The sequence below is a fragment of the Mesorhizobium sp. RCAM 05099 genome (genome assembly GCF_059683685.1).
Genome location: NZ_CM185035.1, coordinates 6918145 through 6930460, shown reverse-complemented (window position 1 = coordinate 6930460; position 12316 = coordinate 6918145). Strand labels below are relative to the sequence as shown.

The window sequence follows — 12316 nt, the reverse complement described above, 5'->3', positions numbered from 1 at the left end:
GTCACTCACCCCCGCAACCTTTCCATCTTTGGATCATAAAGCGTGCGCGGCCCGCGCGTCGCTCTGTAGGCCTTGCCGAAGGCCTCGATCTCGAACGCGGCCTCGCCCGACAACTCCACCGGAAGGTAGCCGAAGGCAATGGTCTTGCCGAGCGTATAGCCATAGCCAGTGGATGAGGTAGAACCGACGACCTTGCCGCCGAACAGGATCGCCTCGCCGCCGTGGAACGGCGCGAAGCCGTCGACGGTGAAGGAGCACAGCCTTCGCGTCACGCCCTCGGCCTTGATCCGCGACAGCGCCTCGCGACCGAGGAACTCACCCTTGTCCAACGCCACCGCAAAGCCGAGCCCAGCTTCGTAGGGATTGTAGTCGGGGGTGATGTCGCCGGACCAGTAGAGATAGCCCTTCTCCATGCGGCAGGCGTCGATGGCGCGATAACCGGCATCGGCAATGCCGTGCGGCTCGCCCGCCTCGCGCAGTGTTTCGTAGACATGCACGGCATAGTCCTCCGGCACGTAGAGTTCGTAGCCAAGTTCGCCGACATAGCCGACACGTACCGCGAGTGCGGTGGCGTTGCCGACCTCGATGGTGCGCGCAGCCAGAAAGGGCAGCGCGTCGTTGGAAACATCATCATCGCTGACCGACTGCAGGATGTCCCGGGCGCGGGGGCCGCACAAATTGATTGTGGCATACTGATTGGTCACGTCGCGCAGCGACACGCCGGCCGGCAGATGCCTCGATATCCAATGCCGGTCATGCACACCGAAGCCGGAGCCGGTGACCAGCAGGAAGCGATCCTCGCCGGTATGAACGATGGTCACGTCAGCTTCGATGCCGCCCTTCCCGTTGCAGAGTTGGGTGTAGACGGCCCTGCCCGGCGCGCCGGAAAGGTCGTTGGCGGCGATGCGCTGCAGTGCTGCCTGTGCCCCACTGCCCGTAATCTCGAACTTGGAGAACGAGGTCTGGTCGATCAGGGCGGCGCGCTCGCGGATTGCGCGCACCTCGTCGCCGACAGCGTTGAACCAGCCGGGCTTGTCTTCGAAGCTGCCCATCTCGACCGATTTACCGTCATCGACAGAGAACCAGTTCGGCCGCTCCCAGCCGAATTTGGAGCCGAAAACCGCGCCGTTGTCGCGCAGCGTGTCATGCAATGGCGAAAGGCGCAGACCGCGCGCGGCGTGGGATTCCTCCGCCGGCCAGTGGATCTTGTAGTAGGCGCCGTAGGCCTCGATGGCGCGCGCTTCCAGATAGCGGCCTTGCGCCTGCACCGCGCCGAAGCGGCGCACGTCGAAGGGCCACAAATCCATGCCGGCATCGCCATGAAGGATCATGTTGGACAATGCCAGCCCGGCGCCGCCGGACGCCGCGATACCGGCGGTAAATCCGCAGGCGACGAAGAAATTGTCGAGTTCTGGCGCCAGCCCCATGATCGGCTCGCCGTCGAAGGACACCGGGATAGGCCCGTTGATGACAGTCTGGATACCGATCTCGTTGAGCACTGGCAGCCGCTCCGCCGCGGGCAGCGCGAACAGTTCCAGTCGCTCCATGTTGGGCGGGAAGAGCTCGCGGCCGAAATCGAGCGGCGGCATGCCGCGCCAGCAGCCTTTCGAGCCGTCCTCCCAGCCGCCGATGGCAAAACTGCCAGTGTCCGGCTTGAGGTAGAAATTGTGGTCGGGGTCGCGCAGCGTGGCCAGGTTCGGATCGAGCGTCAGCGTCTTTTCGGTGAGGAAATACTGGTGTTCGACGACACCCGCGGCCAGCGGCACACCGGCCATCTTGCCGACGCGCTTGGCCCACAGCCCGGCGCAGTTGACGAGAATGTCGCAGGAGATCGAGCCGCCATTGGTGACGACCCCGACCGCGCGCGGTCCCTCGATGACGATCTCCTCAACCGTCACACCTTCCTCAATTCTGGCGCCATTCAGCCGCGCGCCCTTGGCATAGGCCATCGTCAATGAATAGGGATCGATATAGCCGTCACCGGGAATGTAGGCGGCGCCCTCGATGCCTTCCTTGACAATGTAGGGGAAGTGCTGGGCTGCCTCGTCGGCCGACAGCGAGTGACATTCGACACCAAAGCTCTTGGCTTGTGTCATCGACCGGCGGATTTCGCTCCAGCGGGCGGAACTTCCGGCCAGCCGCAGCGAGCCGACTTTCTTCCATGAGATCGCTTGACCGGTCTCGGCTTCCAGCCGGTCGAAGACGGCGACCGAATTCTGCATCAGCCGCGTCAGGTTCCGTTTGCCCCGGAGCTGTCCGACCAGTCCGGCGGCATGCCATGTGCAACCGTGGGTGAGCAGCGATTTCTCGACCAGCAACACGTCCTTGGCGCCGTCGCGGGCGAGATGATAGGCCACCGAGGTGCCGATGGCGCCGCCACCGATGATCAGGATATGGACGTGACGATCCGCATGGAAACTCATCGCTGCACCGTTACGCCTTGATCTTGCTCATCGACGGATCATACAGTGGCTCGAGATGGATTTGGGCCGGCGTTCGCTCCATCGCCACAACCAGTTCATAGTCGCCCGAAGCGAGAAAATCGTCACTGACCCCGTCGGCATCGCGCACATAGCCGTAGCCGATGTTCCTGCCCACCGTGTAGCCATAGCCGCCGCTGGTGAGGTAGCCGACCGGTTCGCCATTGCGCAGGATGGTCTCGCGGCCGAGCAGCACGATCTCCGGATCGTCGACCGTAAAGCCGGCAAAGCGTTTCTTCAATGCCGCGCCGTTGGTCTTCTCGAGCGCCCGCCGTCCGACGAAATCCGTATTCTTGCGCAACTTCACCGCCCAGCCGAGTCCGGCTTCCCGCGGTGTATCGTTGGGCGTGATGTCGGAGCCCCAGGCGCGATAACCCTTTTCCAGTCGCAACGATTCCAGTGCCCGGTAGCCGACGGGGCGGATTTCGTGCTTCTTCCCGGCCGCCATCAGCGCGTCGAAGACGTCGCCCGTGGCCGCGATCGGCACATGCAGTTCCCAGCCGAGCTCGCCGACATAGGTGACGCGCAACGCCCTAATTGTGTGGCCGGCGACGGCAATCTCGCGCACATGGCCGAACGGGAAGCCGGCGTTCGACACATCCGCGTCTGTCACATCAGCCAGCACATCGCGCGCCCGGGGACCCATCAGCGACAGCGTGCCGAAATCCTCGGTGACATCGACGAGCGTGGCGTTGAGTCCCTCGCCGATATGGTCGCCGATCCACGAGAAATCATGCGTGCGGAAGCCGGTGCCGGTGACGATGTAGAATTTCTCCTCGGCCAGCCGCGCCACGGTCAGATCGGCCTCGATGCCGCCGCGCGTGTTGAGAAGCTGCGTGTAGGTCAGCCGGCCGACCGGCTTGCTGACGTCGTTGGCGCAGATCCAGTCCAGCGCCCTCAACGCGTCGGGTCCGCTCAGCTCGTATTTGGCGAAGGACGACTGATCGAAGATGCCGACCTTCTCGCGCACGTGGCGGTGCTCGTCGCCGACCGCCGCGAACCAGTTCTGCCGGCCCATCGAATAGACGTCCCGCGGCTCGATGCCCGCCGGTGCGAACCAGTTTGGCCGTTCCCAGCCGAGCTTCGAGCCGAACACGGCGCGCTGTTGTTTCAGCCGCTCGTAGAGCGGCGAGACGATGCGCGGTCTGCCGCTGGCATACTCCTCGTGTGGGAAGCCGATCGTATAGTGCTTGCCATAGGCCTCCAGCGTGCGGTCGCAAACCCATTGCCGGTCGCGGTGCAGGTTGGAAAAGCGCCTGATGTCGACGACCCACAGGTCCAGCGGCGCCTCGCCATCGACCACCCATTGCGCCAGCACCCAGCCGGCGCCGCCGCCCGAGGCGATGCCGAAGGCGTTGAAGCCGGCGCCGACGAACATGTTGGCGCATTCGGGTGCTGTGCCGAGGATGAAATTGCCGTCCGGCGTAAAGCTCTCCGGCCCGTTGATCATCTGCTTGACGCCGACGGTTTCGAGCGCCGGCACGCGCGCGATCGCTTGTGTCATGTGCTGCTCGAAATGGTCGTAGTCGTCGTCGAACAGGCGGAATTCCCAATCATTGGGCACGTCGCCCATCGTCCAGGCCTGCGGGTTCGGCTCGTAGCCGCCCATCACCAGCCCGCCGACCTCCTCCTTGAAATAGGTGCGCCGGTCCGGGTCGCGGATGGTCGGCGCGTCGGTCGCCAGCCCGTCGATCTTCTCGGTGATGATATACTGGTGTTTGACCGGCTGCAGCGGCACGTTGATGCCGGCAAGCGCGCCCACCTGCCGCGCCCATTGCCCGGCGCAGTTGACCACCTTGTCGCAGGCGATGTCGCCCTTGCTGGTCTTGACCACGGTGATGCGGCCGTCCTTCATCTCGAAGCCGGTGACGCGGACATCCTCGAACAGTTTCGCGCCATGCATGCGCGCGCCCTTGGCCAGCGACTGCGTGATGTCGGAGGGGCTTGCTTGCCCGTCGGTCGGCAGCCAGGAGGCGCCGACCAGATCGCCGGTCTCAAGCAGCGGCCACATTGCCTTGACCTCCGCCGGCGACAGCAATTGCATGTCCATGCCGAAGCTTTTCGCCGTCGTCGCCAGCCGCTTGTACTCTGTCCAGCGGTCGGCGTTGGTGGCCAGCCGCAGGCAACCGGTCATCTTCCAGCCGGTGGCCAGACCTGTTTCGGCCTCCAGTCCCTTGTAGAGATCGACGGAATATTTGAGCACGCGGGTGATCGAGGCCGACGAGCGCAATTGCCCGACGAGGCCCGCGGCGTGCCAGGTCGAGCCCGAGGTCAGCTTGCCCTGTTCCAAAAGCACGACATCGGCCTTGTGGTCGCGCGCCAGATGATAGGCCGTCGAACAGCCGATGATGCCGCCGCCGATGACGACGACGCCAGCATGGGTTGGCAATGTCATGGTTTTTGTATCCCGTATTTTGTTCTGTAATTTTCCAGCGCGGCTTCGAGCCGCGTCAGGTTTTCCTCGGTATAGGCGACGTAGTCGATGCCGGGCGCGTCGAGATAGAGCTCGGACACCATGCTCCACATCGCCTCGCGCAGCAGCGAGGCGCACTGCATCGCCGCGTGCGAGCGGCGGATCGCTTCATCCGGCTCCTTCATGAAATAGGCGGTCAGGAAGGCGAAGGATTCCTCGTCGCTCATGCCGGCATTCGAGGCGACGCCGGCGAGGTCGAACATCGCCGTGTTGAAGCCGGCATATTCGAAGTCGATCAGCCACAGCCTGTTGCCGTCGTCGAGAATATTGGCCGGCAACAGATCATTGTGGCCGAAGACGATAGGCAGCAGTTTCTGTGCGCGTTCCAGCTCGTCCGCCAGCGTCAGCAAGCGCGGCAACTCGCCGCGCTTGCGGCTGCCGCCCTCTTCCAGCGTGCGTGCATAGTCGCGAATGACATGGAATACCCAGAACATGAAGCCGGCGCCGGAGATATGGTTCGGCATCTCCCGGTGAAAGCCGCGCATCAGGGCCGCGACGCGACCGAGATTGGCCCGCACGTCCTCGGCCAGATAGGTCTTCGCGCCAAGGAACTCCGTCACCATGATGCCCGGTTCGGTATGGCGGACGGCCGGCGCGAAACCGGCGGCATGGGCCGCCCGCGCGGTCATCACCTCGCGCTCGCGAAAGACGTGGTGGAACGGATAGTCCTTGCCGAAGCGCACGACATGCTTTCCGGCCGCGTCCTTGACCAGATAGTTTGCATTGCTCAACCCGCCAGGCAGCGGTGCGATCTCGATGTCGCCGGTCCAGCAGGGCAGGGCGCGGATGCGGTCTTCGGCGGTCATGGATTGGCCCTTGGTCCGACAAGGCATCGACAGGGCGGCGCAGCGGGGCCGGCGTGCCGTTTCGACGGATGCTCATTTTGGCAAAGATCTCGTCGGCGCGGCACTCGGGATCGGTATCCCACGCCGCACCGACGAGTCCCATGTGCCGGGCTCTTCGAGGCCGGCATCCGCCCCCGCGGATTCGATAGGTTCCTTCGCCCTCGCGCCAGACAGTTTCCAGACCTTTGGGCATGCAAGTTTGGATACGGCTCTGCCATCGTTCTCCCGTGGCAGTCCGAGCCTGTCACCAAACCAGTGTCACGCCGCGTAACGCCGGATGTCAACTGGATTCTGTGGTTTTTCCTGCTTTTATGACCGATTCGTCTCGAGATTTCTTGTAATATCCAGCAGATTTGCCTTAGAAGCGGTCAATTGCGCAACAGATGCGACCGGAAACGACCCCATGGCTCACTCGAAACGGCACGGCGAGATCCTGCGGCTGCTGCAGGAAGAGGGAACCGTCACCATCGCCAGCCTGGCCGACCGGTTGGGCGTGTCGCTCGAGACCGTGCGCCGCGACGTCAAGCCGCTCACCAGCGACGGCTCCGTCCTCAAGATGCATGGTGCCATCGGGCTGCCGTCGATGATCGGCGAAGCGCCATTCGAGCGGCGCATGCGCGAAAATGCCGACGCCAAGCGCGTCATTGCCCGCATGGTCGCCGCCACCATCCGCGACGGTGAATCGGTCATGCTCGACACCGGCACGACGACCTCGTTCCTGGCCCGTGAACTGCTCGCCCACCGGCGCCTGACGGTCGTCACCAACTCGTCGGACATCGCCCGCACGCTGGCCACCATCAATGGCAACAAAGTCTATATGGCCGGCGGCGAACTGCGCAGCGATTCCGGCGCCGCCTTCGGTGTCTCGGCCATCGAGTTCGTCAGCCGCTTCTCGGTCAGCCACGCCATCATCTCCACCGGCGCCGTCGATGCGGCGATGGGCGTCATGGACTATGATCTGGAAGAGGCTGAGTTCGCCCGCATGGTGCTGTCGCGCGGCCAGCGTTCGCTCGTCATCACCGATCACAGCAAGTTCGGCCGCCTTGGTCTGGTTCAGGTTTGCGGCTTCGGCAGCTTTTCCGAACTCGCCACCGATCGGTCGCCGCCGCACGACATTGCCGCCGCCCTTGAGCAGGCCGGCGCGCGGCTCAGCATTGCCGGCGAGGAAGCCGGGTTCTGATCCAGTCAATGCCTGCCGACGATTGGCCGGCACTTCCCACCGCCGCCTTCAGCGTGTTTAGTCCGGCCATGGCTTTCACCATCCGCCAGCTGCAGTTCTTCATCGCCGTCGCCGAGCAGGGCACGGTGTCGGGCGCCGCCCAGAATCTCTCCATCTCGCAGTCGTCGGTCACCGAAGCCATCAAGGAACTGGAAAGCGATCTCGGCGTCGAACTGTTCGAACGCCATCCGCGCGGCCTCAACATCACCCACAAGGGCCACCAGTTCCTGCGCCACGCGACAAAGATCCTCGCCGATGTCTCCGACGCGCGTCGCGCCTTTTTCGGCGAGCAGACGGTTGCCGGGGGTCGGCTGCAACTTGGCGTCACCTCGCTGGTCGCCGGCTATGTGCTGTCGGATCTTCTTGCGCGCTACCGCCGCGCCTATCCGGGCGTCGAGGTCTCGGCCATCGAGGACAATGGCGACTATCTCGAACATCTGTTGATCGGCGGCAAGCTCGACATAGCCGTCATGGTCACCTCGAACCTGCGCGACCGCACCGCGCTGCAGTCGGAAATCCTCGAGGTCTCGGCCTACCGGCTGTGGCTACCGCTCGGCCACCCGCTGGCCGGCGCCGATATCATCAGCATCGGCGACATCGCCTCCGAACCGCTGATCATGCTGACCGTCGACGAAATCGAGGAGAACACCGGCAAGCTGCTGACGGCGATCGGCGCCAAGCCTCATGTCGCCTTCCGCACGCGTTCGGTCGAAGCCGTGCGCAGCCTGGTTGCCACCGGCGCCGGCGTGGCGCTGCTGCCCGATCTTGTCTACCGGCCATGGTCGCTGGAAGGCGACCGCATCGAATCGCGCGACATTTCCGGCTCCTTGCCGGTGGTCCAGGTTGGCATGGTCTGGCGGCGCGGCTCCGGCCTGCCGCAGGCGGCGCGCGATTTCATCGGCCTTGCCCAGTCGCAGCGCATGGTCCGCCAGCGGCCCGACAAGATTGGTCGCTGATCTATCGGAAAAACCGATATCGCCTTTCTGACAAATGAATTTGCGAAACCGGAATTTTCAAAGCACTTTTCGGTTCAGGGACCAAAGCCGCCACCAGAGCGACAGGCGTCCAAGGAAGAACTGACACTTTTCAGTCCGCGCGTGCCCCCTAGCGAAGACCGAAACCGGCTTTCGGGGTCAGGCGCCAAAATGGGAGATCGATGATGAATTCATTCCTGAAGTCATGCACTGCTTTGACGGTCGCGCTGACCTTCTCGGGTCAGGCCGTCGCCCAGGTCAAGGAACTTGGCAAGGGCGAAGGCCAGGTCAACATCGTTGCCTGGCCTGGCTATATCGAGCGCGGCGAAACCGACAAGGGCTATGACTGGGTGAGCTCCTTCGAGAAGGAGACCGGCTGCAAGGTCAACGTCAAGACCGCCAACACCTCCGACGAAATGGTCTCGCTGATGAACGAGGGCGGCTTCGACCTTGTCACCGCTTCAGGCGATGCCTCGCTGCGCCTCGTCGCTGGCAAGCGCGTCCAGCCGATCAACACCGATCTCATCCCGAGCTGGAAGACGGTCGACGACCGCCTCAAGGACGCTCCATGGTTCACCGTCGGCGGCGTCCACTACGGCGTTCCCTATCAGTGGGGCCCGAACATCCTGATGTACAACACCGAGGTGTTCAAGGAAGCGCCCAAGAGCTGGAACGTCGTCTTCGAGGAAATGAAGCTGCCGGACGGAAAGTCCAACAAGGGCCGCGTCCAGGCCTATGACGGGCCGATCCACATTGCCGATGCCGCCAATTACCTGATGTTCCACAAGCCGGAACTCGGCATCAAGGATCCTTATGAACTGAACGAGGACCAGTACAAGGCGGCACTCGAGCTGTTGCGCGTCCAGCGCACCCTGGTCGGCCGCTACTGGCACGACGCCGCGATCCAGGTCGACGATTTCCAGAACGAAGGCGTCGTCGCCTCGGGCTCGTGGCCATATCAGGTCAACGCGCTGGTCGCCGCCAAGAAGCCGGTCGCCTCGACCGTGCCGGAGGAAGGCGTCACCGGCTGGGCCGACACCACCATGATGGAGGCCGATTCGGCCAACCCCAACTGCGCCTATATGTGGCTCGAGCATTCGCTGTCGCCGAAGGTGCAGGGCGATGTCTCGGCCTGGTTCGGTTCGCTGCCGGTAGTGCCCGCCGCCTGCAAGGGCAACGAGCTGTTGACCGACGAAGGCTGCAAGACCAACGGCTACGACAATTTCGAAAAGATCAAGTTCTGGAAGACGCCGGTGTCGAAATGCGCCACCCAGAACGACCAGTGCGTGCCCTACTATCGCTGGGTGTCGGACTATATCGGCGTCATCGGCGGGCGGTGATTCCGCCTCGCTGAGAGCATAGCGCTGCCCCTCACCCTTATCCTCTCCCCGTGAAGAACGGGGAGAGGGGGTCGCCAGCGTTTCCGCCAAGTTCCTTCTCCCCATCACTATTCGGGGAAAAGGTGCCGGCAGGCGGATGAGGGGCAGCGCAGCGTCCGAACTTGACGAGCCTGACAGATCAGGACAACCCATGACATCAGCCGTTTCCTTCCAGAAAGTCTCGCGCCATTTCGGCAGCGTTCGCGCCGTCGACGCGGTCGATCTCGACATCGCGCCGGGCGAGTTCTTCGCCATGCTCGGGCCGTCGGGTTCCGGCAAGACCACCTGCCTGCGCCTGATCGCCGGCTTCGAGCAGCCGACCTCGGGTTCGATCTCGATCTTCGGCGAACGCGCCGAGGGCGTGCCCCCTATCGCCGCAACGTCAACACCGTGTTCCAGGACTATGCGCTGTTCCCGCATTTGAATGTGCTCGACAACGTCGCCTACGGGCTGATGGTCAAGGGCGTCGGCAAGCCGGAACGGCACAAGGCGGCTGAGGAAGCGCTGTCGCTGGTGCGGTTGCCCGGCTATGGCGCCCGCCGCCCCGGCCAGCTTTCCGGCGGCCAGCGCCAGCGCGTCGCGCTCGCCCGCGCGCTGGTCAACCAGCCCAAGGTGCTGTTGCTCGACGAGCCGCTTGGCGCGCTCGACCTCAAGCTGCGCGAGAACATGCAGGAGGAGCTGAAGTCGCTGCAGAAGGCGCTCGGCATCACCTTCGTCTTCGTCACCCACGACCAGGGCGAGGCGCTGTCGATGGCCGACCGCGTCGCTGTCTTCAACGACGGCAAGATCATGCAGATCGGCACGCCCGAGGACATCTACCAGCGGCCGAAGACCCGCTTCGTTGCCGATTTCGTCGGCTCCTCCAACGTGCTGCCGCCGGATTTCGTCCAGCGCTATTCCGGCCAGCATCGCTGGGGCAGCCTGCGCCCTGAATCCATTCGCGTCGGTCGCGGGGCGAGCGGCGAAGGCGTCTCCGCCCGCCTCGTCTCGACCAACTATCTTGGCGCCACGACAAAACTGGCGCTCGACGCCGACGGGCTGCGGCTGCACGCCATCGTGCCGGCCGGCACGGCCTTGCCGGTGGAAGGCGAAGCGGTCGTCCTCACCTTCAACCGCGAGCACCTGCACCTGATGGACGAGCCGGCATGAGCCTCGACGCCGCCATGCCGCGCGCCACGGCGCCCGCCATCCTGCCAGGCAGTGGTGGCCTACGCGGCGCGCTGTCGGACCTTTTCTGGCGCAAGCCAAAAGTCCTGCTGTTGCTCATGCTGCTGCCGCCGGTGCTGTGGCTCGGTATCGTCTATATCGGCTCGCTGTTCGCGCTGCTGGCGCAGAGCTTTTTCTCGATCGACGAGTACTCCGGCCTGATCAACCGCCAGTTCACCTTGAAAACCTATGGCGACCTGTTCCAGGCGGCCAATCTCGACATCATCCTGCGCACGGTGACGATGGCGGCCCTGGTCACGCTGGCCTCGGCCATCATCGCTTTCCCGATTGCCTATTATGCGGCGCGCTATGCGCGCGGCCGCTGGAAGGCGCTGTTCTATCTCGGCATCATGCTGCCGCTGTGGTCGAGCTACCTGGTCAAGATCTACGCCTGGAAGCTGATCCTGGCCAAGGAAGGCATCCTCACCTGGCTGTTCGGCAAGCTCCATCTGCAATGGCTGATTGACGCCTGGCTGTCGCTGCCGGTCGTCGGCGGCAACTCGCTGTCGGTGTCGTTCACCGGCACTTTCATCGTCTTCGTCTATGTCTGGCTGCCGTTCATGATCCTGCCGGTGCAGGCGGCCCTCGAGCGCGTGCCGGGCAATCTGGTCGAGGCCTCGTCCGATCTCGGCGCCTCGCCCGGCCAGACTTTCCGCAACGTGCTGTTTCCGCTGGCGCTGCCGGGCATCGTCGCCGGCTCGATCTTCACCTTCTCGCTGACGCTCGGCGACTACATCATCCCGCAGATCATCGGCACCTCGCGGCTGTTCATTGGCCAGGCCGTCTATTCGCAGCAGGGCACCGCCGGCAACATCCCGCTCGCCGCCGCCTTCACCGTCGTGCCGATCGTCATCATGGGCTTCTATCTCTGGGGCGCCAAGCGCATGGGGGCCTTCAATGCGCTCTGATCGCGGTCAATCCGCTCCGCTCAGCCTGAAGGTCGCCGCCGCTTGCGGCCTGCTGTTCCTGCACCTGCCGCTCCTGCTGATCTTCGTCTACGCCTTCACGACGGAGGAGAAGAGCTTCGTCTGGCCGCCACCCGGCCTGACCACCCAATGGTTCGCCGTCACCTGGAACCGCCCCGATGTCTGGCAGGCGCTGTCGCTGTCGGTGAGGGTCGCCGCCATCTCGACGGCGATCGCGCTGATCCTCGGCACGCTCTGTTCGGCGGCGGTTTCCAGGACGAAATTCTTCGGCCGGGAAACCATTTCGCTGCTGGTCATCCTGCCGATCGCCTTGCCCGGTATCATCACCGGCATCGCGCTGCGCTCGGCGTTTTCGCTGGCCGACATTCCGTTCTCGTTCTGGACGATCGTGCTCGGCCATGCCACCTTCTGCGTCGTCGTTGTCTACAACAACGCCGTCGCCCGCTTCCGCCGCACGTCCGGTTCGATGATCGAAGCGTCGATGGATCTTGGCGCCGATGGCTTCCAGACCTTCCGCCATGTCGTGCTGCCCAACATTGCCACCGCTTTGCTTGCCGGCGGCATGCTGGCCTTCGCTCTGTCCTTCGACGAGGTCATCGTCACCACCTTCACCGCCGGGCAACAGCAGACGCTGCCGATCTGGATGCTGGAGGAACTGATCCGGCCGCGTCAGCGCCCGGTCACCAACGTCGTGGCCATGGTCGTCGTGCTGGTGACGCTGCTGCCCATCCTCGCCGCCTATTACCTGACCCGCGACGGCGACCAGATCGCCGGTTCGGGCAAATGATTTCAAGAGTTCCCAAGGGAGAGACTT

Annotated in this window: 8 protein-coding genes and 1 pseudogene; 6 read left to right on the top strand and 3 right to left on the bottom strand. The window is 64.0% G+C overall.

Annotated elements, in window-relative coordinates; genetic code table 11:
• Window positions 1–5 precede the first annotated feature (5 nt).
• From AC56QQ_RS34270 to AC56QQ_RS34260, 3 genes are read right to left on the bottom strand one after another with little or no spacing between them, the layout of a single operon-like run.
• Window positions 6–2423 carry a GcvT family protein gene (locus AC56QQ_RS34270; protein ID WP_497124953.1) on the bottom strand — a complete coding sequence of 806 codons (2418 nt, stop codon included), beginning with the start codon at window positions 2421–2423 and terminating at the stop codon, window positions 6–8.
• A 10-nt stretch (window positions 2424–2433) separates the two neighbouring features.
• Window positions 2434–4875 (bottom strand): GcvT family protein, encoded by a 2442-nt coding sequence (locus AC56QQ_RS34265; RefSeq protein ID WP_497124951.1) that lies wholly within the window; start codon window positions 4873–4875, stop codon window positions 2434–2436.
• Window positions 4872–5759 carry a phosphotransferase gene (locus AC56QQ_RS34260; RefSeq protein WP_497124950.1) on the bottom strand — a complete coding sequence of 296 codons (888 nt, stop codon included), beginning with the start codon at window positions 5757–5759 and terminating at the stop codon, window positions 4872–4874. Before AC56QQ_RS34260 ends, AC56QQ_RS34265 begins: the two co-directional genes overlap by 4 nt.
• Window positions 5760–6201: 442 nt before the next feature.
• On the opposite strand from AC56QQ_RS34260, the gene AC56QQ_RS34255 reads away from it, so the two are divergent.
• The 6 genes and pseudogenes from AC56QQ_RS34255 to AC56QQ_RS34230 all read left to right on the top strand — a co-directional run bounded on the left by AC56QQ_RS34255 (window position 6202) and on the right by AC56QQ_RS34230 (window position 12289).
• Window positions 6202–6978 carry a DeoR/GlpR family DNA-binding transcription regulator gene (locus tag AC56QQ_RS34255; protein ID WP_497124949.1) on the top strand — a complete coding sequence of 259 codons (777 nt, stop codon included), beginning with the start codon at window positions 6202–6204 and terminating at the stop codon, window positions 6976–6978.
• A 68-nt stretch (window positions 6979–7046) separates the two neighbouring features.
• The gene (locus tag AC56QQ_RS34250; RefSeq protein WP_489859181.1) at window positions 7047–7973 is read left to right on the top strand and encodes a LysR family transcriptional regulator; all 927 of its coding nucleotides are present in this window, start codon (window positions 7047–7049) and stop codon (window positions 7971–7973) included.
• Window positions 7974–8176: 203 nt separating this feature from the next.
• On the top strand, window positions 8177–9331 hold the full coding sequence (locus tag AC56QQ_RS34245) for an ABC transporter substrate-binding protein (RefSeq protein WP_489859182.1): 1155 nt from the start codon (window positions 8177–8179) through the stop codon (window positions 9329–9331).
• Window positions 9332–9521: 190 nt separating this feature from the next.
• Window positions 9522–10519: pseudogene (locus tag AC56QQ_RS34240) on the top strand (ABC transporter ATP-binding protein).
• A gap of 14 nt (window positions 10520–10533) precedes the next feature.
• Window positions 10534–11484, top strand: a complete 951-nt coding sequence (locus AC56QQ_RS34235) for an ABC transporter permease (protein ID WP_497129223.1) — start codon at window positions 10534–10536, stop codon at window positions 11482–11484.
• Window positions 11474–12289: an ABC transporter permease gene (locus tag AC56QQ_RS34230; RefSeq protein WP_091584386.1), complete on the top strand. Its 816-nt coding sequence runs from the start codon at window positions 11474–11476 to the stop codon at window positions 12287–12289. Before AC56QQ_RS34235 ends, AC56QQ_RS34230 begins: the two co-directional genes overlap by 11 nt.
• The last annotated feature ends 27 nt before the right edge of the window (window positions 12290–12316 follow it).

What these genes read in the sequence shown, in the direction of transcription:
- AC56QQ_RS34270 (WP_497124953.1), bottom strand. Translation starts at nt 2,423, where the DNA reads ATGAGTTTCCATGCGGATCGTCACGTCCATATCCTGATCATCGGTGGC.
- AC56QQ_RS34265 (WP_497124951.1), bottom strand. Translation starts at nt 4,875, where the DNA reads ATGACATTGCCAACCCATGCTGGCGTCGTCGTCATCGGCGGCGGCATC.
- AC56QQ_RS34260 (WP_497124950.1), bottom strand. Translation starts at nt 5,759, where the DNA reads ATGACCGCCGAAGACCGCATCCGCGCCCTGCCCTGCTGGACCGGCGAC.
- AC56QQ_RS34255 (WP_497124949.1), top strand. Translation starts at nt 6,202, where the DNA reads ATGGCTCACTCGAAACGGCACGGCGAGATCCTGCGGCTGCTGCAGGAA.
- AC56QQ_RS34250 (WP_489859181.1), top strand. Translation starts at nt 7,047, where the DNA reads ATGGCTTTCACCATCCGCCAGCTGCAGTTCTTCATCGCCGTCGCCGAG.
- AC56QQ_RS34245 (WP_489859182.1), top strand. Translation starts at nt 8,177, where the DNA reads ATGAATTCATTCCTGAAGTCATGCACTGCTTTGACGGTCGCGCTGACC.
- AC56QQ_RS34235 (WP_497129223.1), top strand. Translation starts at nt 10,534, where the DNA reads ATGCCGCGCGCCACGGCGCCCGCCATCCTGCCAGGCAGTGGTGGCCTA.
- AC56QQ_RS34230 (WP_091584386.1), top strand. Translation starts at nt 11,474, where the DNA reads ATGCGCTCTGATCGCGGTCAATCCGCTCCGCTCAGCCTGAAGGTCGCC.